Consider the following 26,258-nt stretch of genomic DNA (forward strand, 5'->3'; position numbering starts at 1 on the left):
CGGCAAGGCCTTGGGCAAATACGGCAGCGCCCTGCACAAATCCGGCATCACGTGGGCGTCGCGTGAAGAGAGATGATGAAGAACGTGCGCGTGACCAGCGCGCAGCAACGACGCTCAGGCCACTTCGAACGGCGGCGCACGCATCAAGGTGTCGCGCGGGCGCTCGCCGAAGACACGCCGATAGTGATCGGCAAAGCGCGAGAGATCCCACAGGCCGCAACTGAGCGCCACCGACTTCACCGAGCGCCGGCTGGCATCGGACAACGTGAGGTTCTTGCACGCCGTGCAAAGTCGAAGCATGGACAGGTAACGGTTGGGCGACACGCCGAGCAGGTCGTCGAACGCATAGCGCAGGGCGCGCTCGCTTACGCCGGCGGCGTTGCACAACTCCGTTATATAGATGTCCCGCCGCAGGTTGCGCCGCATGAATTCTTCGGCGCGTTGCATGGCCAGGTAGTGCGTGCGGCGGCCGCGCGAGCAGGCGGGCCGATCTTCGGCGCGCGCCGACAACGCCGCAATGAGGTGCGTTTCGAGCAGCCCGTCCAGGTCGATGTCGTGCGGCGGCCCCGCGCTGGGCGGACGCGCCACGCGCTCGCGCACGGCGTCGATCTTCGCGCGCAACGCGCGGGCGCGCTCGTCGTCAGACAGCGCGAAGAGCGAAATCGCCCGCACGGGAACATCGGGCTGGTGCGGACTGAGTTCGAGATACTTGTCCACCAGGCGCTGCTGCGGCACCAGCACGCCGGTGACGCGACTGCCGCTGCCGAGCATGAATTCACTGATGCCTTCGGGAAACACGGTGAACGCCATGCCCGAGCCGAGCGACGTGCCATGGCACCAGCTGTCCTCCGTCGTGTGATGCAGATAGCCGAACAGGCACCAGCCCTGCGGCAACGCGAAGCGGCCGCGGAAGGCGAAGTTCACCTCACCGCTGAAATAGATCGCATGCTCCGATGCCATCGAGTCGGCGTGCGCACGCGGTCCCTGCTTGCCCAGCAGCACCAATTCCAGTTCGCAGACTTTCAGGATGCCGCACAGCGTGACGAGATCGGGCGACTGCAGTCCGACGTCGTTCTCGATTTCCATTGATTGCCCCCTGAGGCATCCACTTCGAGGCGCCCATTAATTGCTTGATCGATTATCTCCGGTGCCAAGGCGCATTAAAGAATTCGCACGCGCCGCCCCATGCACGTATTCGGCAATTTCCGTTTTGGCTGAAATGCCACCCTTCAGTTTGTGAAGCGCATCACATTATTGATCTTCATGCCTGCCGTTTTTGTGCAAGCAGTCACGCATGCTCAAAACAGACTGTGGCTGTACGTCACTCCGCCCGGGACGGCCGGAACGTACTTTTTTGGGGGCTTTCCGACAATTCTCGCGATTCGCGCCGTGAGCGGCCGGCGTCGGTTTTCTGCCGTCGGGCGACGTGAAATTGACTTCACAAAATCGCGAATTTCACGCGATCTTTATTTCATCGATTTAAATCGTCGGAAGACCTTTCGGGCAGCTTGCTGTTAATCGATCCAACTAGCCATTCGGATTATTGGACCGATTAAAGGCACGGGCCGTGCAACCGCTTTTCATAGTCCAAATGGACGATGGTCTTAATGCTCAATTGGGGCGGCAAACCGTCGATAGCCAAAGACGGGATGCTGATTGAAATACCGAACACAGAGCGCGTAGCTCCACCGGAGACAAACCCATGAACGCAGCGATTCGCAAGTTCCTTGTGGAAGAAGACGGCATCACGGCGATCGAGTACGGCATTCTCGCGGCCATCGTGGCGGCGGCCGTCGTACTGGCCTTCAAGGGGCCTTTGGCCACGCTGTTCGAAAGTATCTTCACCGCCCTGACGGGACAGGTGACCAAGGCAACCACTTAAGCAACTGCAGAAGAGGACGTTGCGGAGGGCGACGTCGCCGATGCATCGGGGCCGGCCACGGACGGCTACCAGGCTTGAAGGGGGATGGCATGGTCACGCTACTTTCTATGCTTGCAATCGTTCTTGGCGCCTGCGTGGTGCTGAGCGATGTCTATGCGCGCCGAGTGCCCAACGCGTGGCTCGTCGCCACGTTGCTGACCGCCATCGCGATGGCGTTCCTGCAAAAGTTGTCCGGTGCCAGCCAGGTCAGCTGGCCGTCGCCGCTGGGACTGGCTACGGGCCTGATCAGCATGCTGCCCTTCTATGCGATCCGCTGGATGGGTGCGGGCGACGTGAAGTTCTTCGCCACGCTGGGATTTCTGCTCGGCGCGCGTGCGCTGCTGCCGATCTGGGTCATGGGCTGCCTGATGACTGGCGTGCATGCCACCTGCGTGCTGCTGCTGCGCATGCCGCGCATCGCATGTGCGCCCGGCATCGTCAGCGTCCACCAACATCTGCGTGCATGGCCGCTGTGGCGGCGCGCCCAGCATGCGCGGCAAGGGCGCGTGGGCCTGCCGCATGCCGCCTATCTCGCCATCGCCGCCATCGTCACCGTGCTCGCGCCGGAACTGACGCAGTGGGGACGGCCGTGATCAGCCGCCTTCACACAGGCCCGGCGCGACAGCGCGGCGTGGCGGCGATCGAGTTCGCCTTCGTGTTCCTGCTGGGGGTGCTTCCGCTGTTGCTGATTACGCTGGCGGGCATTCTTATCTTCGCCGCGCAGCAATCGCTGGCACTGGCTTCCGCCGAAGGTGCCCGCGCGGCACTGCAGTACGGCACGGTGGCGCAGCGGCAAAGCAACGCCTGCAACGCTGCCCAGCGTTCCATGTCCTGGCTGCTCGCCTTCTCCGGCGAGAGCGCCAACTGCGGAACACCTCCCGCACCTGGCGGCAACTACGCGCCGATCGCGGTTTCTGCCGCCACGCCCTGCCCCAGCAACGCCGCCATGCAATGCATCACGGTGGTGGCTTCGTTCGACTACAACACGCACCCGTTCATACCTGGCGCCACGGCGCTGTACGGATGGCTGATGAAGTCCAACCTCAGCAGCTCGGCCACCGTGCAGCTGGATCTGGGCACCTGACGACCCACGCGAACCGGAGACGCATCCAGATGCACAACGTGTCACGCATCGCCGCCATCGTGCTGGTCGTCCTCGCGACGGTGCTGGCGCTGGTCGCCTTCAACCTCGGCAAGCGGCGACAGGTACAGGAGGCGCCGGCGCCGGTGGCCGCTGCGACCACTCCGCCACCGCCTGCTCCCGCTGCGCCGGCGAAGGTGGCGCACGCCATCGTGGCGGCACAGGCGTTGCCAGCGGGCGAGGTGATCCCTGCTTCTTCCTTGCGTGACATGGTGGTTTCCACGGCGCCTGAGGGCAGCTACGGCCAGCTCGCCTTGCTGGTGGGTCAGGTGCCGCGCGTGGATATTCCCGAGGGCACGGTGGTCACCTCCGCACTGCTCGCCAATCCCATCGCGATGCAGCTGCGGCCGGGCGAGCGCGCACTCGCGGTGCCGGTGGATGAAGTGTCCGGCGTGGGCTACCGCGTGCAACCGGGCGATTACGTCGACGTCGTGGTCACGTTGAAGATGGAAGAGCTCAACCCCGCCGCCATGGGCAGGCAACATACCGACAGCCGCCTGCTTGCCTCGCGTTTGCGCGTGCTGGCCTACGGTGCGCGTGACCTGCCGAGCGTCGGCGTCACACCGGGGCAGTCCGCATCGGCGACCAGGAACGACGCGGGCGAGGCCGCAGCGAAGATGGCGGTGCTTGCCGTGCCACTGGCGGACGTCGATCCGCTGGTGCTTGGCCTGCAGGCCGGCAAGGTGTCGCTGGCGCTGCGGCATCCCGGCGATCAGGGCATGCCCAGCGATCTGCTGTTTCCCTTGCCGCCCACGGTGCTGGCGCCTCGTGGCGATCTCACCGCCGAACAGCGCGCCTGGTTGCTCATGCCGGAAAACCGGGCGTTCGCCGGCATCGAGGATGCGAGCCTGGTGGGACACGGAAGAGGAAGCGCACCGACACTACGGCCACGCGTGCCTTCGCAGGGCGGCTTGGAGATCATTCGTGGCTCGAATGCATCCTCGTCGCACGCACCGCAAGCGGTGACGCCATGAACCATCGCCTCTGGATCACGCTCGCAACCGCCGCATTGCCGCTGCTGGTGGCCCACGCCGCGTCCGTCAACGATGCAGCGATAGCGCTGCAAGTGCACGAGCAGCGGCCCTGGCATCTGCCGGCGGACATCCAGCGCGTGGCGATTGCCGACCCGTCCGTCACCGACATCGTGATGCTGAAAGGCCAGCGCGACGCGCTGCTGGTCGGCAAGAAGCCCGGCGAAACCACCTTGCTGCTGTGGCGTCGCGGCGATGCCACGCCGCAACGCCTGGCGGTGGAAGTGCGCAGCGCGGGACAGGCCGCGCTGCAAAGCGATAGCGGCCTGCACATCGCCGTGCAGGACAACGAAGCCGTGTTGCGCGGACAGGCCGACAGCATGCTCGAACACGAACGCGGCGTCGCTGCCGCGCAAAACGCTGCGGGCGACAAGGGCGCGGTGATCGATGCCTCCACCGTCGCCAGCGGCGGCGTGGTGCAGGTGGAAGTCAAGGTGGTGGAGTTCGACAAGACGGTGATGAGCCAGATCGGCATCAACTTCAAGGCGACCAACAACGGCTTCAGCTACGGCTTCACCTCACCGCTGGGCGCCACCACCGCGACCGGCGGCGCCATCTCTTCTGCCTTCAACCTGGTGATGGGCCACACCAGCGCCAACGGTCAGCATGCGTGGAACGCCAACCTCAACCTGCTGCAGAGCGACGGCATGGCACGCGTGCTCGCCGAGCCGACGCTGGTGGCGTTGTCGGGCCAGAGCGCGAGCTTTCTCTCGGGCGGCGAGTTGCCGATTCCCGAACCGCAGGGGCTGGGCACCACCACCATCGTGTACAAGCCGTTCGGCATCGGCCTCACCGTGACGCCCACGGTGCTGGCGCCCGATCGCATCGCGTTGAAGGTGGCGCCAGAAGCCAGCGACCTGGACTACACCAATGCCGTGGTGTTGAACGGCGTGTCCGTGCCTGCCATCAGCACGCGCCGCGCGGACACCACGGTGGAACTGGGCGACGGCGAGACCTTCATCATCGGTGGCCTGGTGAGCCAGAACATCAGCAGCCAGGTGGACAAGATTCCGCTGCTCGGCGACATCCCAATACTCGGTTCGTTCTTCCGCGACCTGAAGTACAGCCGGCAGGACAAGGAGCTGGTGCTGATCGTGACACCGCATCTGGTGCGCCCGATCGCCAAGGACACCCGGCTGCCGCTGCCTGGCGAGCGCGAACAGCGGAACAACCTGCCGGTGTGGGGCTCGTGGCTGCTCAATCCGGCAGGCTCCGATCAACTGCCGGGCTTTTCGCGCTGAGGACATGGCCATGCAGGTAAACCCCACCGTGGTGACCTTGACCAAGCCGGCGCTGGAATCGACGCTGCTGCTCTACGCGCCCGATGAAAACAATGCGCAGCGTTTTTCGGCACGCCTGCGCAACCTGGTCACGCTGGCCTGGTGCGACAGCCGTCAGTTCACCGCCAGCCGTCGCGTGCTCGACGAGCACCAGCCGCGCCTGGTGCTGCTCGATTTCTCCAAGGGTCATACGGATGCGTCCGCCGAAATCGCGCGCCAACTCATGGCGCTCGATCCCGGCCTGGTGTTGCTGGGCATCGGCTCGGCGGCATCGGATCGCGGGGCTGGCGTGCTCTGCGCGATGCGCGCCGGACTGAAGGACTTCATCGACATCGATGCTGGCGATGATGAAATCCTCGACCAACTCAAGACGGCGCTTGAGCAACTGCGCAACGCGGCGGACGGCCAACCCGCACGTGCAACCAAGCGCGGACAACTCGTACTGGTGTGCGGCGTGCGTCCGGGCCTGGGCACCAGCACGCTGGCCGCGCACCTCGGGGCGATGGCGGCAGCGATCAAGCCGTCCGCCGATGCACCGGCCATCGCCAATCACGTGATGCTGCTGGACCTTGGACATTCCAGCGGCGACATCGGGCTCTACCTGGGCACGAGCGGCGATTTCCATTTCGACGACGCGCTGCGCAACGCCAGCCGCATCGACGCCACGCTGCTGCGCACGGCGGTATCGCACCATGCCAGCGGCGCCGCCGTGCTGGGACAACCGCGCGAGCGCAACATCAGCCTCGGCGGCGCCGAGGTCGGCCCACTGCTGGAACGGCTGCTGGGCATGTTCGACCTGGTGCTGTGCGATCTCGACAGCCGCCTGCTGGACGACGTCGCGCACACGCTGCTGAAGATGGCCGACGCGATCTGGCTGGTCAGCGACCAGGCGCTCGGTTCCATGGTGGCGCTCGATGCCTGCCTGCGCCAGCTCGATCGCGCGCAGGCACGCGACCTTCGCGTGTCGCTGGTGGTGAATCGCTACGACGAAGGCTGCGGCATCAGCGCCATGCGCATGGCCGAACGTTTCGGCCTGCCCTTGCTTGCCACCTTGCCCGAGCGCTCGCGCACGCTGCGCGCGGCCGCCAACCGCGGAACGCTGTTGCACGAAACCGCCGCGAGCGACGCCTACGTGCGCGCACTCGCACCCCTCCTCGCCCGCTTCCGCCTGCGCACGAAGCGCAGCACCGGCGACGGCGGCTGGAGGACCTTGCTCAACCGAATGGGGGCCTTATGGACACGCCACTGAATTCCTCCAGTGCGTTGCTAGCCGCGGCACTTCGCCGTGCCGATGTCTCCTCGCGCCTGGATGGCCCGAACCTGCCGTTTGAGCAGACCCAGCAGTTCCAGGACGTGCTGTCCGCCGCGCACGAGTTCCTGCTGAACCGCATCGAGGACCAGCGTATCGACATCGCCTCGTGGTCGCGCAGCACCGTCACCAAGTATGTGGAAACGGAAACTGCCAGCTTCGTGCAGGAGTGGCGCATTCCGGTCAACGAGTCGGAGATGCAGCAAGTATCCGGCGCGCTGGTGAAGGAGCTCACCGGCTTCGGCCCGCTGGACGATCTGCTGCTGGATGCGGACGTCGAAGACATCCTGATCAATGGCCACGATGACGTGTACGTCTCGCGCAAGGGCGTGCTCAAGCGCGAGAACATCCGCTTCAGCGACAACCATCACCTGCTGCGCATCGTGCGCCGCATTCTCGCGCCGCTGGGCCGTCGCCTGGACGATTCCAACCCCATGGTGGATGCGCGACTGCCCAACGGCGGCCGCCTCAACGCCATCATCGAACCGCTCTCCGTCACCGGCCCCTGCGTCTCCATCCGCAAGTTCCGCAAGGATCCGTTCACGCCGGACGAGCTGCAGGACAAGGGCACCTTCGACCGCGCCATCCGCTCGTTCCTCGAAGCGGCGGTGCTGGGGCGCTGCAATGTGATCGTCTCTGGCGGCACAAGTTCAGGCAAGACATCGCTGCTCAATGCGCTGGCGAGTTTCATCCCCGCGCAGGAACGCGTCATCACGGTGGAAGACACCGCCGAACTCGCGCTCAACCATCCGCATGTGGTGCGCCTGGAAAGCCGCCTGGGCAGTTTCGACGGCGAAGGCGCCGTGAGCATCCGCGACCTGGTGCGCAACAGCCTGCGCATGCGCCCGGACCGCATCGTGGTGGGCGAAGTGCGCGGCACCGAAGTGCTGGAAATGCTGCAGGCGATGAACACCGGCCATGACGGCTCGATGTCCACCATCCACGCCAACTCGCCGCGCGATGCGCTGTATCGCCTGGAAATGCTCGCGGGCTTCGCCGGCTTCCAAGGCAGCGAGAACAGCCTGCGCCGGCAGATTGCCAGCGCGGTGGATTTCATCGTGCAGATCGCGCGACTGAGCAACGGGCGTCGCGTGATTTCCTCCATCACCGAAGTGACGGGCGTGGGCGACAACGTGATCACCACGCAGGACATGTATCGCCACGATCCCTTCGTCGACCGCGACGGCAAGGAAGTCGACCGCTGGATGAGCCTGGGCCTGCAGCCGCACACCAGCAAGCTCGAACCGTTCCGGCAGTTCCTGCGCGATGCGAACGGGCCGTTTGCATGATCCAGGCGCTGTCCCTCGCGGCCCTCGCTTTGCTGCTGCTCGCCGGCGCGATCGAGCTGTGGTGGGGCAGTGCCTTGCGCCTGCAACAGCGCAAGAGCATGGAAAGCATCGAGCAGCGATTGGTGCCGCACGGCCCGGCCGATCATCGCGCGCCGCCACCGTTGCCGGTGCCGCGCCGGCGCGCACTGGTGCAGAGGTTGGACAGCGTCCTCATGCGTGCCGCGCTTTCCACGGACAGGTCGATCTATCTCGCGTTGGCCGCTCCCGGCGTGGTGCTCACGCTGCTGGCGTGGTGGCGCATCGGCAGCGCATGGGGCATGCCCTTGATGCTGGCGCTGTATCTGGCGGGCGTGTGGCTGTGGCTACGCCGGCGCATCGAAAGGCAGCAACAGATGCTTCTCGCGCAATTGCCCGATTTCCTGGACGGCATGATCCGCATGACCAGCGTGGGCAACAGCCTGCCGATGGCCTTCCAGAGCACCAGCAAGTCGGTGGCGATGCCCTTGCGTGGCGTACTCGATCGCACGCTGTCGTCCATGCATGCGGGCGCCGATCTCGACCAGGCCCTGGCCATGGCATCGCGTCCTTACGCCATGGAAGAACTCTCGCTGCTGCACGCCGTGTTCGGCATCGGCATGCGCGTGGGCGGCCGCGCCGATCACATCCTGCAACGCATGAGCGACTTCATGCGCGATCACGCACACGCGCGCGCCGAGCTGAAGGCCATCACCGCCGAAACGCGCATGTCCGCCTGGGTACTCGCCTTGCTGCCGGTGGCGGTCTCCACGGTGATGACGCTGATCGACCCGACCTTCTTCAAGCCGATGTTCACCTCGCCGTTGGGTCACCGGTTCATGCTCATCGCGCTCGGACTGGAGTTGACGGGAGGCTTCTTGCTCTACCGCCTTGCCAAGTCGTTGTAGCTGTCGTTCCGTTCGATGTTCACAGGGGGTGCGTGGTGGAAGTGGGTTGGATCATGCTCGCTGCATCGGTGGCGCTGCTGGCAGGCCTTGCGCTGTTCGCCAGCGAGGCGGTGCGTCACTACCGTCAGCGGCAGCAGGAAGGCCGGCTGATCGATCGCGCGCTGCTGGGTCCGGGCACCGGCAACGAGCCGGGCACACCGGCCGATGCCGACGAAGGTGGCTGGAAACTCCTACTGCGCTCGCTGGGTGCGCTGGGCAACCGTTTCGAGAGCGGTCGGCTTGGGCGCGCGCTGATCACGCCGGAAGACCGTCTGTTGCTGGGACAGATCAATCGCAACACCGCACAAGGCCGCGCCATGTTCCTGGGCCTGCGGCTCGCGCTGGCGATGGCCGTGCCGCTGCCGGCGTTGCTGTGGTTCGCACCGAGCGGGCTTGCCGCATTCGTGGTGTTCCTTGGTGCAGCGGCATTCGGACTGATCGCGCCCAAGCTGGTGCTTGGCAGCCTCGCCAAGAAGCTGCGCAAGCGTGCCGATGACGAATTGCCCTTGCTGATCGACCTTCTGCGGCTGCTGCAGGGCGTGGGTTTCAGCGTGGACCAGAGCCTGCAGATGGTGGGCGATCGTTTCCAGGAAGCGATGCCCCTGATGAGCCGCGAAGTTCGCGACGCCAACGCGCTCTACCTGCGCGGCCGCACGCGCATGCAGTCGCTGCATCGCCTGTGCGAGTTCGACAACGATGGACTGAAGAGCCTCGTGCAGATCCTTGTGCAGGTGCACGAGCACGGCGGCGCGGTGCAGGAGCCCTTGCGCCAGTTCGGCGACCGCCTGCGCGAGCAGCGCAAGCTGCGCATGAAGGAACTGAGCGGAAAGCTTTCCGTGAAGATGACCGTGGTGATGATGCTCACGCTTATTCCGGCCCTGATGCTGGTGCTCGCGGGCCCCGCGGTGATCTCGCTCGTCACCACCATGATGAAGCTGAAAGGACATTGATCATGGCTTTGCATGCCTCGTTGCCCCGCTGGATGTTTATCGGTACGGCTTGCATGCTGCTTACCGCATGCGGCAAGACGCTCGGCGGTTATCCCAACCACGCGTCCACGGCATCCCTCGTTGCGCCGAGCAACAGTGCGCGCGACGACAAGACGGTCTACATGGACCTGATACGCCAGATGCAGCAACAGGGCGCGTACTACGCCTCGCTGGCGCATATCGATGCCTATCGCCAGCGCTTTGGCAGCACGCCGGAATTGCTGCGGAGAAAAGCCGACGCACTGCGCGCCACCGGGCAACTGGATGCGGCACGCGCGCTCTATCGCAGCCTGCTCAACGGTGACCAGGCCGCTGCGGCGTGGCACGGCCTGGGGCTCGTCGAGGCGCAGTCGGGTCACGCCGTCGCGGCCGACGACGCGCTGCTCAAGGCCACCGAACTGGAACCGGTGAACGCCGCCTACCTCAGCGACCTGGGCTATGCGCGCCTGTGCGATGGGCAAACCGCCAGCGCGAAGGACCCGCTCGCCATGGCCGCCGAACTCGACCCGACCAATGCGAAGGTCATCGCCAATCTCGCCCTGTGGGCGATGCTGACGGGCGACAGCGCGCGCGCCGACGCCATCATGCAGCGTGGCGAACTTCCCGCGAGCAGCCAGGACGATGTGCGGCGTCTTGCCATGCAGCTCGCATCGCGCCGCACGCATGCGAGCACGTCGACAACGCGTCCCACCGCAACCGCCTCTTCCGCGAATGAAGCGGCGGGCGGCACTGATGTGCCCGCCAGCATGTTGAAACGCTTTACCACGGACGCCACCGCTTACGAGGCACGCCCATGAATCGCTCGCCTTACGCATGCCAACGGCATCTCATTGCAGGGTTGCTCGCCTGCTCGGCCGGTATCGCCGTGCAGGCGCAACAGGCTCCGCTCACGGGCCAGATGCTGGCACCCACCACGCCGACCGCCGTGGCCGAACACGCATCGCCACCGCTCGCTCCTTCGCCCATGCCGTCAGTTGCGACCGACAACGCGACCATGCAGACGCAGGTAGGCGATGTGACGCGCCAGTTGCTGACCATGCAGTCGCAAGGCACGCACGCAGGCAAGCATCTGCCGATACCCGGACAGGAGGCGTCGGCGAGCTACCAGCGTTACCTCAAGAGCTTCGAACATCCCATTCCGGAGTTCTATGACGCGGCGGTGTCCAAGAGTGCCGGCATGTCCTCCACATCCAGCTCGCCCTGACCTGTATGCAGCGCACACAACGCGGGGCCACGGCCGTGGCGATGTTGTTGATGATGCTTGGCCTCATCACCATGCTGGGCCTGGTGGAAGTGGGCTATCTGTACTGGGCCAAGCGCGACACGCAGAAGGTGGCCGATCTTGCGGCGCTTGCCGGCGCGCAACAGCTCAACGCGTGCGCGTCGGGCAATGCGAACAACACGGCCGCCACGGGCAATGCCACGACCGAGAATCGGTTCACCGGCCAGTTGACCGTCACCTGCGGCACCTGGAACCCGATGGCCAGCGGCGCCAGCGATCACTTCGCCGGCACCAGCGGCACACCCAATGCGGTGAAGGTAGTGGCGCAACGTTCGGTGCTTCCCATCTGGGGCATGGCTGGCGCATTGCCTTCGGTCAGCGCCGAAGCCGTGGCCAGCGGCTTGCAACCCACTGCCGTTTTCAGCATCGGCAGCACGCTGGCGAGCGTCAGCGGCAAGTCGCCGCTGGGACAACTGCTCAGCGGCGTGGGACTCAACATTCCCGAGGCCACGCTGGTCGGCTACAACGGGCTGGCCACGGCGAGCATCACGCCTTCGGGCCTGCTCAATCAGCTTGGCGTGAGCGTGCCGGCCAACATCGACGCCGGTGGCCTCAACCAGTTGCTCGCCTCGTCGGTGCAGGCACATGCGTTGATCGACGTGCTCAACGCCGTGGTGAACGCCGCGGGACAGCAACAGCTGCTCAGCGCCAACGCCACCCTGGTCAACGCGGTGACGACGGCCGTCGGCACGCCACCGGGCAAGGTCACGCTCGGGTCGTATGGTTCGACCAGTGGATTGTTCGCGCAGATCACCGCGCCCGACGCCAACCTGCAGTCCGCGCTCAATGCGCAGGTGAATGCGCTGCAGCTGATCAGTGGCGCGGTCGGCGTGGCCACCGGACAGCACGCGCTGACCGGCGCCGTCACGGCGCCGAACGTTCTGGGATTCAACATCAGCAGCGCGGTGAGCGTGATCGAGCCTCCCTCCATCGGCATCGGCGGCGTGGGCACCACGGCATCCACGGCCCAGGTGCGTGCCTTCGTCAACGTGCAGTTCTCGAGCAACAACATTCCGTTGCTGGGCACGCTGGCGTCGACGCTGGCCAAGACGTCCATCAGCCTCAACCTGCCCATCGCGATCGATCTGGTTTATGCCAAAGCGACGCTCAACAGCCTGTGCACGGAGAACAGCGGCCCCTATCACGCCACGTTCGGCGTGCAATCGTCGGTATTGAAGATGTGCGTGGGCGGCGTGTCGCAGAACAGCGCCTTCAGTACGGCCGGCAGCTGCGACCAGATTCCGCAGGTGAGCGGCAATCCGCTGTTGAACGTGACGGTGGCCGGGGCAACCGTGGCCAGCGTGGTCCACCCTTTCGTGATTACGGGCCTGCCGGCCAATGGCAGCGGCACGCTGGCGGCCGGCGAATCGGCGGACATTCCCAGCGGCGGCACCGCGCTCGACGTGGGCACCACCGTCACCAATGTCTTCAACGCGCTGACCACGGCGCTGATCAACCAGACGGCGACGTCATCGTCGTCATCGACGATATCCAGCCCGTTGGCGACCGATTTGTGGAACAACAATGCGGGCGCCCATACCGGCGCCTCGCCCAATCTCAATCAGTTGTCGGCCGCGTTGAACCAGCTGTCGAATACCACCAGCGGGTTGCAGGGCTTTCTGCAGAACACCAGCGGCCAGGTCGGCGGCATCCTGGGCAGCACGCTGACACTCAACGTGCCCGGCATCCTCGCCGGCACCAGCAACGTGCTGGGTGGCGTGGTCAACCTGCTGGGCAGCGTGCTCACGCAAACCGGTTGTGCGGCAGGCTTTCAAGGCAGTTGCATCGCGGCCATCCAGACGGCCATGAACGGTGGTTCCAGCACGCTGCCCAACAGCCTCGTGGCCGTGCTCGGTTTTGTGGTGCAGACGTTGCAGGGGCCGCTCAACCAGCTCGGCTCGCAGTTCCTGACGCCGGCGTTGAGAGACATCCTTGGTGTCCGTCTCGGCGTGAGCACCGTGAGCCTGCAGTCGTTGCAGTGTCACGGCGTGCAGTTGGTCTATTAGCCATGCGCGGCCCCTTGACCCCATCAGGCAGAACCTTAGACTGTCGTGGATGGCTCGACAAAGGGCCGGAACCGCACGTTCCAGTGCGCTCCGGGGCGGGCCACGATCAGAGGGGAACATCAGGATGACGGCTTTCACTCGCAACGCGAGCGCACGGCGTGTGCTGTTCGCGATCGGCACCATGGTGCTCATGGCTACCTCCGCTTGCGCCAGCGCGCCCGCGACGAGCAACAACCCGATGCCGCCCACACCCGATCCTGCCGCATCCACGCAGACCAAGGTGCCACTGAACACGGTGGAGAGCCTTCGCCAGCTGATCGACAACCACCAGCTCACCGAAGTGCGCACCACCTACAACAGCACCTACGGCGCGAGCCTGCTGTTCCGCCCGGATACGCTGGCCTATTACGTGGTGCTGTTTCACGGCAAGGAATTCTGGCGCGTGATGCAGACCGATTCCTTCGACGATGCCGAAAGCCTCTACCGCACCTTCGTGTCGCAAACGCAGACGCTGGGCCAGGTCGAGATCGACACCATGCGACTGGATGCCGGCAACAAATACGCCGCGCACATGATCGCGGTGAACGAAGCCAAGCTGCGCAGCCTGCAGCAGGATGCGAACAACCAGCAGCAGCAGGCCCGCCAGGTGGCCGAGCAGCAGGAGCAGGCGCGCCAGCAGGCCGTGGCGCTCAGCAGCGACCTGCACAACACCAACGCGCAGCTCGATGCAGTGAAGCAGCAGATCCACGCGCTGGAAACCATGCAGGCCAACCCGAACCTCGTGCTGCCCACGCCGGCACCGGCCGCCACCACATCGACGCCCACCGCGCAGCCGAACCAGCCGCCTGCCGCCTCGCCCTGAGCAACACGCGCTTCTCCTGAGAGCCGTCGCATCCGCCTGGATAGCGGCGGCTTGGTTTTGGCTGCTTGCGTGGCGCGCGCACGGAAAGCGTGACGTCGATCACGTTTGCCGACCGGCGGCCATCGCCAACAAGCCCATCGCTGGGCTGGCCTGACGCCGCCACGCGCATGATCCTGCGACGTCGCTTTGGCGCATCCCGTCAGTGAAAGGCAAGCCAACCAGTACTTTTGTCACGGTCGCCGCGTGACCGCGATACGCATACTCGGGGCTTACATCGATCCAACCCCGGGGAATTGCATGCGCCGTCTCTTGACCTTGCTGATGGCAGGCAGCCTTGTGCTGCTGCCGTGTTTCACGACCTTGGCCAAGGACGCGCCGCCCGATAAAGACAAGAAGGCCGCCAGCAAGGACGAGGACGTCCAGGCGCCCAGCACCGAGACCGCGGTGCGCACCAAGCACAGCGTAAGCATCAACGGTCACTCGGTGTCGTACACCGCCACGGCCGGCACGGTGATCATCCGCGACGACAAGGGTGAACCGCAGGCCAGCGTGTTCTACGTGGCCTATACGGTGGATGGCGGCAAGGCGGAGAAGCGTCCCGTCACCTTCCTCTACAACGGCGGCCCGGGTTCTTCCTCGATGTGGCTGCACATGGGCTCGTTCGGCCCGGTGCGCATTGCCACCGACAGCCCGGCAGCCACGGCGCCCGCACCGTACAAGCTGGTGTCCAACAGCGACAGCCTGCTCGACAAGACCGACCTGGTCTTCATCGATGCCGTGGGCACGGGTTATTCGCGTCCGCTGGGCAAGGCCGAGGGCAAGGACTTCTGGGGCGTGGACCAGGACGTGTCCGCATTCTCGCGCGCCATCCAGCGCTACGTGACCATCAACAACCGCTGGAACTCGCCGAAGTTCCTCTATGGCGAAAGCTACGGCACCACGCGCTCCGGCGCGCTGGTGGATGCGCTGCAGGACAAGGGCATGTCGTTCAACGGCGTGATCATCATGTCCTCCATCCTCAACTACGGCATGCGCATGCCGGGCTACGACGCGATGTACATCGGCTACGTGCCGAGCTACGCCGCCGCCGCGTGGTACCACAACAAGCTGGCCAACAAGCCGGCTGATCTGAAGACATACATCGACCAGGTGCGCGCCTTCGCCAGCGGCCCGTATGCGAGCGCGCTCGCCAAGGGACAGGACATTTCGCCGGCCGAAGCCGACACCGTGGCGCGCCAGCTCGCTGCGTACACCGGCCTGTCGGTGAGCTACATCAAGGAATCGAACCTGCGCGTGGATCCCTCGCGCTTCCGCAAGGAACTGCTGCGCAACGAGCGTCGCACCATCGGTCGCTACGACGCGCGCTTCGAAGGCGTGGACGAAGACGCCGCCGGCGAAGTGCCCGACTACGACGCGTCCGATACCGGCATCAGCGGCGCGTTCGTCACCGCGTTCAACGACTACATCGTCAACCAGCTCAACTATCACAGCGACCTCGACTATCGCCCCACCTTCGGCGACATCAACAAGTCGTGGGACTGGAAGCACCAGGCCGCGGGCATCAAGCGTCCGCTGCTGATGGCGTACGTGGCGGGCGACCTGGCGCACGCGATGCGCACCAACCCGCACCTGCAACTGCTCTCGGTGAACGGCTACTACGATTTCGCCACGCCGTTCTTCAACACCGAGTTCGACATCTCGCACATGAACCTGGAACCGTCGCTGCGCGGCAATGTGCATTTCCTGTACTACCCGTCGGGCCACATGATCTACCTCAACACGGAAGCGCTGCAGCAGCTCAAGGGCGACCTGGCTCGCTATTACGACGCGACGGTGCATTCGTGAACTGAGTTCTCAATCAGCCTCTCAATCCCGTCATTCCCGCGGAAGCGGGAATCCAGTGACTTCCTTGCACAGCTCAAAGGCGCTGGATTCCCGCTTTCGCGGGAATGACGGTGAGGAATAAACGACTCTTGGGAAATTTTTGACATGCGCACGACCTCTTTTGCCTCTCTCGCCCTCGCCACCCTGCTTGCACTCGGCACGCTGCCGCTGCACGCGCAGGACAAGCCCAAGGACGCCCCCAAGACCGAACAGGGCGACAAGGACAAGAGCGCCGACGAGCACACGCAACCCACGCCGCCCGAGCGCGCCGTGGTGACCAAGCACAGCGTGCGCGTGGGCAACCGCAGCATCAGCTACACCGCCACCGCCGGCCGCCTCACCATCCGCGACGACAAGGGCAAGCCGACGGTGAGCTTCTTCTACGTCGCGTACACCGCCGACGGGGGCAAGAACAGCAAGCGGCCGGTGACGTTCTTCTACAACGGCGGCCCGGGTTCCTCGTCCATGTGGCTGCACATGGGTTCGTTCGGTCCGGTGCGCGTGGCCAACGACGGCGACAAGCCGATTCCGCCCGCACCGTATCGCTGGGTGCCGAACGACCAGAGCCTGCTCGACAAGAGTGACCTGGTCTTCATTGATGCGCCGGGTACCGGCTACTCGCAGCTGGTGGGCAAGACCGAAGGCAAGGACGTGTGGGGCGTGGACCAGGACGCCGAGGCGTTCACCAAGTTCATCACGCGCTACGTGAGCGTGAACAACCGCTGGAACTCGCCCAAGTTCCTGTTCGGTGAAAGCTACGGCACCACGCGTTCGGCGGTGCTGGTGAAGTCGCTGCAGGATGCCGGCATGGAGTTCAACGGCGTGGTGCTCATGTCCTCCATCCTCGATTTCTCGGTGGCGGCGCCGGGCATCGACCACGGCTACATTGTGAACCTGCCCACCGAAGCGGCCATTGCGTGGTACCACAACAAGGTGCCGAACAAGCCGGCCGACATCGGCACGTTCCTCGCCGAAGTGCGCCGATTCGCTTCGGGCGACTACACGCTGGCGCTGGCCAAGGGCGACACCATCGATCCGGCCGAAGCCGATCGCGTGGCCAACCAGATGAGCCGCTACCTCGGCCTGTCGCCGCAATACATCAAGGACGCCAACCTGCGCGTGAGCCCCAGCCGTTTCCGCAAGGAACTGCTTCGCGACCAGCGCCTGACGGTTGGCCGTCTGGACGGCCGTTTCCAGGGCATCGATCCGGATGCCGCCGGCGAAACGCCCGATGGCGACACCGCCAGCGACGCCATCACCGGCGCCTACGTGGCCGTGTTCAATCAATATGCCGCGACCGAATTGAAGTTTACCGAGGATCGCGCCTACCTGCCCAACAACTACGGCGCCATCGGCCGCAACTGGGACTGGAAGCGCAAGAAGAACGGCGGCTGGCTGCAGGCCACCTACGTGGGCGACGACCTGGGCGATGCGATGCGTCGCAATCCGCACTTGAAAGTGTTCTCGGCCAACGGTTACTACGATCTGGCCACGCCGTTCTATGCGACGGAGTTCGACCTCACGCACTTGGGCCTGGAACCGGCCGAACGCAAAAACGTCACGTTCGGTTTCTATCCTTCAGGCCACATGATTTATCTCGACCAGACGTCGCTGCAGCAGACCAAGGCCGACCTGTCCCGCTTCTACGATGATGCCGCTCCGTGACCAAGCTCCCTCCCCCGCCTTTCCCTGAATCGTCTGACGAACAACCGGAAGACCCCTCGCGACGCCGCCTGCTCGGCGGCCTCGCGCTGGGCGGCGCCGCGCTGGCCATCGGCGGCACCGAGTCGCTGACGGCCAACGCTGCGTCGGCGTCCTCGCCGGTGGCTCCCGCAGCCATCGACGAGGCGCTGCGCAAGCAGATCCAGCAGGTCGTGGTGATCTATCTGGAGAACCGCAGCTTCAACAACCTGTTCGCCAATTTCCCGGGCGTGGAGCAGCCGCTGGGCGCGTTGAAGCCTGAGGCCTACCTGCAACGCGACCGCGACGGCACGGTGCTGAAAGAGCTTCCGCCGATCTGGCACGGCCTGGCGCCGCACAAGCAGACCGTGAATCACCGCGACTACCAGGTGATGCAGGAACACCTCACCGGCCTGCCGAATGCACCGTGGGCGCTGCGCACGGGCGATGGCGAGCCGCTGCCGCATGGCGTGGTGACGCGCGACCTGGTGCACGCGTTCTACGACAACCAGCGACAGATCAACGGCGGCAAGAACGACGGCTTCGTCGCGTGGGGCGACACCGGCGCGATGGTGATGGGCCACTACGACGACAGCGCCTCCAACCTGCGCCTGTGGCAGCTCGCGCGCCAGTTCACGCTGTGCGACAACTGGTTCATGGGCACGTTCGGCGGCTCGTTCCTCAACCACCAGTACCTGGTGGCTGCGCAGCCGCCGTTCTATCCGAACGCGGACAAGAGCCCCGCGCAATTCAACATCGCGGTGACCGAAAGCGGCAAGGCGGAGGATACGCGCCTGAAGCTCGCCGACGATTCACCGCGCAGCGCGATGAACGGCAAGCCCAAGTACGCCTCGCGCAGCCAGCTCACGCCCGACTTCTGGGCGGTGAACACCATGATGCCGCCGTACCAGCCCACCAGCACGCAGTCCGGCACGAATCCGTTGCTGGCTTCCGAAGACAGCCCGAACACGCTGCCGCCGCAGGCACACAAGACCATCGGCGACGTGCTTTCCGCCAAGGGCGTGGACTGGGCGTGGTATGCGGGTGCGTGGCAGCTGGCGCTGGATGGCAAGGGCGATGGCGACGAACACCAGTTCCCGCAGCGCCCGAATTTCCAGATCCATCACCAGCCGCTGAACTACTTCAAGAGTTTCGCGCCCGGTACCGAAGCACGCACGAAACACCTGCGCGACGGCGGCGTGGGCGAGACATCGAAGACCAATCGCTTCCTCGCCGACATCGAAGCCAATCGCCTGCCGGCGGTGAGCTTCTACAAGCCGCAGGGCGACCTCAACATGCACGCCGGCTATTCGGACGTGGACACGGGCGACCGCCACGTGATGGCGATCGTCGATGCGTTGCAGAAATCACCGACGTGGAAGCACACGATGGTGGTGATCACCGTCGACGAGAACGGCGGCTGGTGGGATCACGTGGCGCCGCCCAAGGGCGACCGCTGGGGACCGGGTTCGCGCGTTCCCGCCATCGTGGTGTCGCCGTTTGCGAAGAAGGGCCACGTGGACCACACGATCTACGACACCGGCTCCATCGCACGCTTCCTCACGCGCCGCTTCCGCCTGGAAAAACTGCCTGGCCTGAGCATGCGCGAGCAGGCCATGGTGGCCGCCGGCGGACCGCCGCCGGGCGACCTCACCAACGCGCTGGACTTCAGTGCGTAAGTAGTTCCTGGCGGGAGCGCGCTCTGCGCTCCCGTCAACGCTGTAACGCCCGACGGCAGGTCGGGCCATCGCAAGAACGAAGCACTCACATCCGCGGTGACATACTCCGCCCGTCTTTTCAGGGAGAGAACCCCGCCATGCGCCGCATCGCACTCATCACCGCTGCCTTCGTCGTCTTCGCCGCCACCACCGCTCATGCGCAATCGGGTCTTGGCAACATCGCCAACGACGCGCAGATGCGTCTGAAGAACTTCGACATCGCTGACAAGAACAAGGACGGCCTGTTGACCAAGGAAGAGGCCGAGAAGGGCCCGGTGCCGTTCATCCGTGCGCACTTCGATGCGATCGACAAGGATCACAAAGGGACGGTGTCCAAGCAGGATGTGATCGACTATGTGAAGTCGATGCAGCAGGGGCATCGGGCGCCTGCTCCTGCGGCGGCGGCGTCGACGCACTGATTGTTTGGGGTTGTTGGCCTGGCGCGCGCTCTCCTCTTTTGGGAGTGGGGGGGGTGAGTGATTGTGGTGGCGTTTGTGTTGTTCGTCGTGGTGAGCGTGAGGGGTGCCTCGCAGAAGCGGCACCGGGCGCGAGTGCCGCCTTCGCTCGTCATTCCTGCGGAAGCAGGAGGCGCTTTTCAACAGCCGAAGGCTGGTCATCCAGTGACTTTGCGTTGCGGTTGTCGCGAATCCTTTGCCCGCTCTTTTGCAGCATTTCCGTCAGCGTGCCGCCTACGCGGCGGGCGTTTCGATCGGCTGCCGCCGCTCGAGTCACTTTTCTTTTGTTGGCCCAAAAGAAAAGTAACCCAAAGAAAATGGCCTTCAGAGCAAAGGCTCGCAGCATTGTGCTGGGATAAGCCCGAGCGCTTTTGAGGATGGTTGTGGCGGGACACCCATGGGAGGCCACACAGCGGGTACTCCGCAGCGTTGCGCAACGCGCCCGAATCGTAGAGGACTTAAAGCGGAGCCTCGCTTCGCATCGGCCTTTGCTTTGGCTTCGCTCTTCAAGGTCATACGCGATGCATCGCACTTCTCCCTCTCCCCTTGTGGGAGAGGGTTGGGGAGAGGGGGCGGGTGCTCGCGAAAACACTACTGCTGCGAGCTTTGGCTCTGGCTCTTGGGGTCCCCGTATGACAGCGGCGGGCGGGTGGAGGAAAGCCCGTAGGGTGGCCGGCATGGATGCCGGCCAGTTTTTCGACAGGACACGGACGTCCTGTCGAAAAACCCCGTAACCCGCACGCGAACCTTCCGGGCTTCGCCCGGAAGGCGCGTCATCCGGGGTGCCTTTTCTTTTGGTTACTTTTCTTTGGGCAAGCAAAGAAAAGTGACCCGGCCTGCGGAAGCAGGTCGGAAGCGCGCCGCAGGCGAGCCCGGTCGCGACAACGCGGCGACCGAGCGCAAAGTCAATGGATGACCAGCCTTCGGCTGTTGAAAGGCGCCTCCGGCCTGCGCCGGGATGACGAGCACCTTCTGTTTCCACAGGAATGACGAGCAAACGCAAGGTCGCCCCCTTACCCAATGAAGCAGGGGCAAGCTCCTCTCCAACCACGCGCCGGCCCAAAACGGCGCCCACAATCCACCAGCATCCTCCACACGAGGTGACCTCCCACACCCGCGCCCCCTCACCCACCAATGGCATACTCGGGATTCCTGCTGATGGAGTTCCCCCGATGCGCCCGTTCCACGCCCTCGCCCTTGGCGCCCTCGCGCTGCCGCTGAGCGCCTTCGCCGCCGACCCGCATTCCTATGCCCAGCCCGACCAGGTTCGCGTGACGCACCTGGACCTGGACCTGAAGGTCGACTTCCCGCACCAGCAGCTCGATGGCAAGGCCACGCTGAAGCTGGACTGGAAGGACCCGAAGGCGCAGTCGCTGGTGCTCGATACGCGCGACCTGAAGATCGCCAGCATCGAAGCCGTCGATGCCGCGGGCAAGACAAGCGCGCTGAAGTACGCGCTGGCGCCCAGCGACAAGGAACTGGGCAGCAAGCTCACCATCGCCACGCCGCAGCATCCCTCGCAGGTGCGCATCGTCTATTCGACCGTGCCGACCGCCTCGGGCCTGCAGTGGCTGCCGCCGGAACAGACGGCCGACAAGAAGCTGCCTTTCATGTTCTCGCAGTCCGAATCCATCCACGCGCGTTCGTGGGTGCCGCTGCAGGATTCGCCGGCCATTCGCTTCACCTATGACGCCCACGTCACCGCGCCGAAGGACGTGCGCGTGGTGATGAGCGCGCTCAACGACGCGAACCATCCGCTCAATGGCGACTTCAGCTTCAGCCAGCCGCATCCGATTCCCTCGTACCTGCTCGCCATCGCGGCGGGCGACATCGCAGCGAAGGAAACCGGTCCGCGTTCGGCCGTCTATGCGGAGCCGAGCGTGGTCGGCAAGGCCGCCAAGGAATTCGAAGACACCGAGAAGCTGATCAAGACTGCCGAAACACTGTACGGCCCGTACGCCTGGGGCCGCTACGACCTGTTGGTGCTGCCGCCCTCGTTCCCGTTCGGCGGCATGGAAAACCCCAACATGACCTTTGCTACGCCCACGCTGCTGGTGGGCGACAAGAGCCTGGTCTCGGTGATCTCGCATGAGCTGGCGCATTCGTGGTCGGGCAATCTGGTCACCAGCGCGTCGTGGCGTGACATCTGGCTCAACGAGGGTTTCACCACTTACGTGCAGGGTCGCATCACCGAAGCCGTGTACGGCAAGACGCTGGCCGATGAGGAAGCGCTGATTTCCGCGCGCGGTCTTGAGAAGTCCATTAGGGACAAGGCCATTGCACCGAACGCGCAGCGCCTCGCGCCCAAGCCCGGCATCGGCGCCGACGATTCGATTTCCGAAGTGCCGTACGACAAGGGCAGCTGGTTCCTGCGCACGCTGGAACAGCGCTTTGGCCGCGACACCTTCGATGCTTATCTGAAGGGTTATTTCGCGCACTTCGCGTTCCAGAGCATCACCACCGAACAGATGCTCGACTACCTGAAGGCCAATCTGTTCGACAAGAACCCGGGCAAGATGAGCTGGGACGAAGTGCAGCAGTGGGTGTACGAACCGGGCGTTCCGAAGGACGCGCCGCTGCCCGATTCGCCGCGCTTCAATGCCATCGACAAGGAGCGCTCCTCGTTCCTGGCCGGCTCGCTCGCCGCGGACAAGCTCGATGCGAAGAGCTGGAACACGCAGGAATGGATGTACTTCCTCGACGGCCTGCCGGACGTGACGCCGCTGGAGAAGATCAAGCAGATCGATGCCGCCTGGCATCTCACCGGCACGCCCAACGCCGAGATCGGCATGCGCTGGTACAGCCACGCCATTGCAGCGGGCGACAGGGACGTGTGGCCGGCCGCCGCCGAGCACATGACGCGCATCGGCCGCCTGTACCTCACCATGCCGCTGTACAAGGCCTTCGTGAAGTCGCCGGAAGGCCTTGCTTACGCACAGCAGGTGTATGTGAAGGCCAAGAGCGGCTATCACCCGCTCACGCAACAAGCCGTGGAATCCCTGTTCGCCAAGGCGAAAAAGGGCGGCAGCAAGTAAGCTCTGCGCGCGCCTCCTTGCAAAAGGAGGCGCGCGACGCCATCGATAGCTGCGTTTCCTCCTACTGGTTTTCCCATGGCCACCAAAAAAACGACGCCCGCCACGCCCGCCTCGACGCGCCCGCTATGGCAGCGGCTTGCCCTGCGCCGCCTGAAGTTCCTCGGCTACGTGGCCCTCGTGCTGGCCGTGGTGCTGGGCGGTTCGTATCTCTTTGCGCCGCAGTGGCTGATGGCCGCCGACATGAAGCGACAGGCCATGACGGCGCATGTCGAGAAGCACTCCGTGCAGGTCGGCGATACCAAGTGGGTGTACTACGAAGGCGGTCAGGGCCCCACGCTGGTGCTGCTGCACGGCTTTGCCGCGAGCAAGGAAGTGTGGCTCAAGCAGATGGAACTGCTTTCCCCGCACTTCCACGTGATTGCACCGGACCTTCCGGGCTGGGGTGAATCCAGCCGCGTCGACGGCGCCAGCTACAACATCGACGCGCAGGTTGCGCGCCTGCAGGGCTTCATGGATGCGCTGCAGCTGCAGAAGGTGGTGTTGATCGGCCACTCGATGGGCGGCGCCATTGCCGGTGTGTTCGCGGCCGAGCATCCGGAACACGTGGCGGAGCTTGCCCTGCTCGATTCGTTCGGCCTGAAGGCCAACGAAAACGAATTCTCGCGCGAGGCCATGTCCGGCAAGAACGTGTTTGCCTTCGACAATCGCGAACAGTTCGCCAAGGCCACCGCCTGGGCGTTTGGCAAGCCGCTGGATATTCCCGGCCGCTTCCAGGACGTGCTGATCAGGCGCAACCAGGAAAACCGCGCCTTCATCGATCGCACCTTCAACGAGCTGCGCGACCCCTCGCAGTACCTCTCGCTGCAGAATCGCCTGGACAAGCTCGGCATGCCGGTGCTTGGCCTGTGGTGCCATGACGACAAGATCATCGACATCTCCGCGCTCGACAACCTGCGCAACGGCTTGAAGAACGCCGCCTCGATCAGCACCAGCATGATGACGGGCTGCAACCATATGCCGATCATCGAGAAGCCGGAAGAAACCGCGCGCATCCTCACGCAGTTCACGCTGTCACACTGATTTCTGCGCCGGATGGCCGCCAGGCCATCCGGCGGCCTTGCTTACAGCAGGCCCGGAATCAACGCCTTCGTACGCTGCATGTAGTTTTCATAGGCCACGCCAAAGTTCTCGCGCATCCAGCGCTCCTCGAGCTTCAGCTTGAACCAGAACGACACGGCGACGATCACCACGCAGACCGCGCCGCGCCATTCGCCAATGGCCATCGCGGTGCCGAGGAAGGCCAGCAGCAGACCCGTGTAGATCGGATGGCGCACCCAGCGGTACGGGCCGCTCTGGATCAGTTCGTGATCCTTCTTCACCTGCACCACCGAACTCCAGTTGCGGCCGAGCACATGGCGAGCCCAGCAGGCGAACGCCACACCCAGCATGGTGAGCAGCGCACCGACCACGGCTACCGCCACGCTGGCCGGATACATGCGCACATGCAGCCAGCTGCTGCCGAACCAGTCGCCGGGGCCGATCAACGCGACGGCGATGGCCAGCGGCAACCAGTACTTCACGATGCGCGGAAGCACGGCTTCCTTGCGTTGCGCGCCCTTGACGCGGCGCCAGCCCCACAGCCAGTACAGCGCGAATACCAGCCACATCGCCTTGATGAATGGCTCGATCGGTAGTTGCACGGCGTTCCCCCTTGCCCTCATGGACACTGAGGTTCTACCTGTGGCCACACTCGCGCAAGATGGCCCGCCGCGCGCCCCTGCGCGAACGATCCGAACTCAGTTGGCGAAATGCAGGTTCACGGGCGCAGCAGGCAAGGCATGCGGCTGGTTGCCGGTGGTCGGCACGCTCTTGTCGACGACGTCGAACGCGAGGCCGTCGGCCCATACCTCGCCGCGGTTCTGCAGCAGCAGGCCGAAGGCGATGTCGCGCGCATCGGCAGGAACGTCCAGCACCACGTCGAAGTGCTGCCAGTCCTGATCACCCTGCTGCGCGCGGTCTTCCATGTTGTCGAACGCCGCTGTCTTCTTGTCGGCACCATCGACGCGCATCCACAACTGTCCTTTGCCCGCCGCCTTCGTGCGCAGGTAACCGGAGAAACGCACGCGCTTGCCCTGATACGCGGCCGCATCGACGGTCTGCATCAAGGTCGCGAAGCCATTGCTGTCGGTCTTGGCGCGCAGGAATGCACTGATGCTGCCGGAGGCGCGATGGGAGGGCTCGGTACCCGCTTCAAAATCGGTGGACGGCGCACGGTTCACGTAGACGAACCAGCCGGGAGGCGCGGCCGCGTGCGCAGCGCCGACGAGACAACACGCGAACAGGACTGTTTTCGTGAGCAGCTTCTTCATGGTGCATTCCTTGTCATGGAGTGATCGCGGGTGGTGCCGACGTTGAGCAGGAAGTGATCCACGTCGCTGGGTGGCGGGGTGACATCCATGCGCAGGAGTTCGACGCGCGATGCATCCGCGTCATAGCCGGCCATGACGATGGCGCTACGCGCAGGATGGTTGGTATGCCCGTGCCATGCGCTCCACAGCACGATGCTCGCCGCGAGGGCCGCAGGCCACATCGCGCTTCGGGACCATCGGCGATGCGCAGCGAACTTGTCCGCGGCGCGCAGGATGCGCGCGTCGGCCATCGGCGAAGGCGCTTCCAGCGAGACCTTGCGGTAGAGCGCAAGCAGGTCGTCCATGTCGTTACTCATCGCCATGGCTGCAAGGTTTCCCGCAGTTTCTGCTGCGCATAGCGCAGTCGGCTCTTCACCGTTTCGCGCGTGGTACGGGTGGCGAAGGCGATGTCTTCCAGGCTGAGTTCGCCTTCGGCTTTCATCAGGAAGGCTTCGCGTTGCGGCAAGGGCAAGGCCTTCACCGCTTCCACCAGCGCCTTGCCCAGCGCATCGTTGTCGAGATGCCGATCAGGTGCGTGCAAGGGCGATGCCGCGTGATGTTCCATTGCATCGTCGACGTTCTCGTGGGGATCGACCGCGTCCGGCGCGTGCCGGCCGAGCACGCGCCAGCGATCCGCCGCGCGACGATGCGCGATGCCGAACAGCCATGCAGCGAACGGTGCATCGGGCTGATAGCGGTCCTTGCCGTTCACTACGGCCATCCAGACGTCCTGGAATATCTCTTCCGCCTCGCTGGCCTTGCCGGACAGGCGCAACGTATAGCGATGCAGTTTCTCGCGGTAACGCGCGTAGAGAATGCGAAAAGCCTGCGCGTCGCCGTTGCGGTAACGCTGCATGCAGTCGGCATCGCTCAAGGGCGAAGCTTCGGCAACGCGCCTGATGTGCGGCTGGGACAGCTGGTGGTGGAGATGCGCCAGCGCTTGCGCGCACGCTTGCGTCCAGTTCGTTGATGGCGCGATGGCGGCCGACATAGCGTCCTTTCCGTT

The 26,258-nt window shown here is 64.7% G+C and carries 25 protein-coding genes; 19 read left to right on the forward strand and 6 right to left on the reverse strand.

The window, feature by feature from the left end; all coding sequences use genetic code 11:
* Nucleotides 1–114: 114 nt before the first annotated feature.
* On the reverse strand, nucleotides 115–1,086 hold the full coding sequence (locus ABIC75_RS16725; protein ID WP_354015028.1) for an AraC family transcriptional regulator: 972 nt from the start codon (nucleotides 1,084–1,086) through the stop codon (nucleotides 115–117).
* Between the two features lie 616 nt (nucleotides 1,087–1,702).
* Here ABIC75_RS16725 and ABIC75_RS16730 point away from each other — a divergent pair.
* From ABIC75_RS16730 to ABIC75_RS16810, 17 genes are all read left to right on the forward strand, one after another.
* The gene (locus ABIC75_RS16730) at nucleotides 1,703–1,882 is read left to right on the forward strand and encodes a Flp family type IVb pilin (RefSeq protein ID WP_354015029.1); all 180 of its coding nucleotides are present in this window, start codon (nucleotides 1,703–1,705) and stop codon (nucleotides 1,880–1,882) included.
* 107 nt (nucleotides 1,883–1,989) lie between these two features.
* Nucleotides 1,990–2,514, forward strand: coding sequence for an A24 family peptidase (locus tag ABIC75_RS16735; RefSeq protein WP_354015030.1), 525 nt, complete (start codon nucleotides 1,990–1,992; stop codon nucleotides 2,512–2,514).
* Entirely contained in the window at nucleotides 2,511–3,005 is a 495-nt protein-coding gene (locus tag ABIC75_RS16740) for a TadE/TadG family type IV pilus assembly protein (RefSeq protein WP_354015031.1), read from the forward strand. Before ABIC75_RS16735 ends, ABIC75_RS16740 begins: the two co-directional genes overlap by 4 nt.
* A 29-nt stretch (nucleotides 3,006–3,034) precedes the next feature.
* Nucleotides 3,035–4,036 (forward strand): Flp pilus assembly protein CpaB, encoded by a 1,002-nt coding sequence (gene cpaB / locus ABIC75_RS16745; protein ID WP_354015032.1) that lies wholly within the window; start codon nucleotides 3,035–3,037, stop codon nucleotides 4,034–4,036.
* Entirely contained in the window at nucleotides 4,033–5,334 is a 1,302-nt protein-coding gene (locus tag ABIC75_RS16750) for a type II and III secretion system protein family protein (RefSeq protein ID WP_354015033.1), read from the forward strand. The genes cpaB and ABIC75_RS16750 overlap by 4 nt, the downstream gene beginning before the upstream one ends.
* A 10-nt stretch (nucleotides 5,335–5,344) precedes the next feature.
* The gene (locus ABIC75_RS16755) at nucleotides 5,345–6,622 is read left to right on the forward strand and encodes an AAA family ATPase (RefSeq protein WP_354015034.1); all 1,278 of its coding nucleotides are present in this window, start codon (nucleotides 5,345–5,347) and stop codon (nucleotides 6,620–6,622) included.
* Nucleotides 6,607–7,971 carry a CpaF family protein gene (locus ABIC75_RS16760; protein ID WP_354015035.1) on the forward strand — a complete coding sequence of 455 codons (1,365 nt, stop codon included), beginning with the start codon at nucleotides 6,607–6,609 and terminating at the stop codon, nucleotides 7,969–7,971. Before ABIC75_RS16755 ends, ABIC75_RS16760 begins: the two co-directional genes overlap by 16 nt.
* A complete protein-coding gene (locus tag ABIC75_RS16765; protein ID WP_354015036.1) occupies nucleotides 7,968–8,894 on the forward strand; it encodes a type II secretion system F family protein in 927 nt (308 codons plus the stop codon). Before ABIC75_RS16760 ends, ABIC75_RS16765 begins: the two co-directional genes overlap by 4 nt.
* A gap of 53 nt (nucleotides 8,895–8,947) precedes the next feature.
* Nucleotides 8,948–9,883, forward strand: a complete 936-nt coding sequence (locus tag ABIC75_RS16770; RefSeq protein ID WP_354015037.1) for a type II secretion system F family protein — start codon at nucleotides 8,948–8,950, stop codon at nucleotides 9,881–9,883.
* A 2-nt stretch (nucleotides 9,884–9,885) separates the two neighbouring features.
* Nucleotides 9,886–10,719 (forward strand): Flp pilus assembly protein TadD, encoded by an 834-nt coding sequence (locus tag ABIC75_RS16775; RefSeq protein ID WP_354015038.1) that lies wholly within the window; start codon nucleotides 9,886–9,888, stop codon nucleotides 10,717–10,719.
* A complete protein-coding gene (locus ABIC75_RS16780) occupies nucleotides 10,716–11,126 on the forward strand; it encodes a DUF3613 domain-containing protein (RefSeq protein ID WP_354015039.1) in 411 nt (136 codons plus the stop codon). The genes ABIC75_RS16775 and ABIC75_RS16780 overlap by 4 nt, the downstream gene beginning before the upstream one ends.
* Before the next feature lie 5 nt (nucleotides 11,127–11,131).
* Nucleotides 11,132–13,210, forward strand: a complete 2,079-nt coding sequence (locus ABIC75_RS16785; RefSeq protein WP_354015040.1) for a TadG family pilus assembly protein — start codon at nucleotides 11,132–11,134, stop codon at nucleotides 13,208–13,210.
* A 124-nt stretch (nucleotides 13,211–13,334) separates the two neighbouring features.
* On the forward strand, nucleotides 13,335–14,072 hold the full coding sequence (locus tag ABIC75_RS16790) for a DUF2968 domain-containing protein (RefSeq protein WP_354015041.1): 738 nt from the start codon (nucleotides 13,335–13,337) through the stop codon (nucleotides 14,070–14,072).
* A gap of 297 nt (nucleotides 14,073–14,369) precedes the next feature.
* A complete protein-coding gene (locus ABIC75_RS16795) occupies nucleotides 14,370–15,917 on the forward strand; it encodes a S10 family peptidase (RefSeq protein WP_354015042.1) in 1,548 nt (515 codons plus the stop codon).
* Nucleotides 15,918–16,061: 144 nt separating this feature from the next.
* Nucleotides 16,062–17,621, forward strand: coding sequence for a S10 family peptidase (locus ABIC75_RS16800; RefSeq protein WP_354015043.1), 1,560 nt, complete (start codon nucleotides 16,062–16,064; stop codon nucleotides 17,619–17,621).
* Nucleotides 17,618–19,315, forward strand: a complete 1,698-nt coding sequence (gene acpA / locus ABIC75_RS16805; RefSeq protein WP_354015044.1) for an acid phosphatase — start codon at nucleotides 17,618–17,620, stop codon at nucleotides 19,313–19,315. The genes ABIC75_RS16800 and acpA overlap by 4 nt, the downstream gene beginning before the upstream one ends.
* Nucleotides 19,316–19,452: 137 nt before the next feature.
* Nucleotides 19,453–19,773 (forward strand): EF-hand domain-containing protein, encoded by a 321-nt coding sequence (locus ABIC75_RS16810; protein WP_354015045.1) that lies wholly within the window; start codon nucleotides 19,453–19,455, stop codon nucleotides 19,771–19,773.
* A 148-nt stretch (nucleotides 19,774–19,921) separates the two neighbouring features.
* Here the strand turns inward: ABIC75_RS16810 and ABIC75_RS16815 are convergent, their stop codons facing one another.
* Nucleotides 19,922–20,155, reverse strand: coding sequence for a hypothetical protein (locus ABIC75_RS16815; protein ID WP_354015046.1), 234 nt, complete (start codon nucleotides 20,153–20,155; stop codon nucleotides 19,922–19,924).
* 826 nt (nucleotides 20,156–20,981) lie between these two features.
* Here ABIC75_RS16815 and ABIC75_RS16820 point away from each other — a divergent pair.
* Both ABIC75_RS16820 and ABIC75_RS16825 read left to right on the forward strand, forming a co-directional pair.
* Nucleotides 20,982–22,844 carry a M1 family metallopeptidase gene (locus tag ABIC75_RS16820; RefSeq protein WP_354015047.1) on the forward strand — a complete coding sequence of 621 codons (1,863 nt, stop codon included), beginning with the start codon at nucleotides 20,982–20,984 and terminating at the stop codon, nucleotides 22,842–22,844.
* 75 nt (nucleotides 22,845–22,919) lie between these two features.
* Complete coding sequence (locus tag ABIC75_RS16825) at nucleotides 22,920–23,924, forward strand: alpha/beta fold hydrolase (RefSeq protein WP_354015048.1); 1,005 nt, start codon at nucleotides 22,920–22,922, stop codon at nucleotides 23,922–23,924.
* 41 nt (nucleotides 23,925–23,965) lie between these two features.
* Here ABIC75_RS16825 and ABIC75_RS16830 read toward each other — a convergent pair whose 3' ends face one another.
* From ABIC75_RS16830 to ABIC75_RS16845, 4 genes are all read right to left on the reverse strand, one after another.
* Nucleotides 23,966–24,544 carry a methyltransferase family protein gene (locus ABIC75_RS16830; protein WP_354015049.1) on the reverse strand — a complete coding sequence of 193 codons (579 nt, stop codon included), beginning with the start codon at nucleotides 24,542–24,544 and terminating at the stop codon, nucleotides 23,966–23,968.
* A gap of 96 nt (nucleotides 24,545–24,640) precedes the next feature.
* Nucleotides 24,641–25,213 (reverse strand): hypothetical protein, encoded by a 573-nt coding sequence (locus tag ABIC75_RS16835; RefSeq protein ID WP_354015050.1) that lies wholly within the window; start codon nucleotides 25,211–25,213, stop codon nucleotides 24,641–24,643.
* Nucleotides 25,210–25,557, reverse strand: a complete 348-nt coding sequence (locus tag ABIC75_RS16840) for a hypothetical protein (RefSeq protein WP_354015051.1) — start codon at nucleotides 25,555–25,557, stop codon at nucleotides 25,210–25,212. Before ABIC75_RS16840 ends, ABIC75_RS16835 begins: the two co-directional genes overlap by 4 nt.
* An 8-nt stretch (nucleotides 25,558–25,565) precedes the next feature.
* Nucleotides 25,566–26,243 (reverse strand): sigma-70 family RNA polymerase sigma factor, encoded by a 678-nt coding sequence (locus ABIC75_RS16845; RefSeq protein ID WP_354015052.1) that lies wholly within the window; start codon nucleotides 26,241–26,243, stop codon nucleotides 25,566–25,568.
* Nucleotides 26,244–26,258: the final 15 nt, after the last annotated feature.

Origin of the sequence: Dyella japonica (genome assembly GCF_040545895.1) — a bacterium.
Lineage (GTDB): Bacteria > Pseudomonadota > Gammaproteobacteria > Xanthomonadales > Rhodanobacteraceae > Dyella > Dyella japonica_D.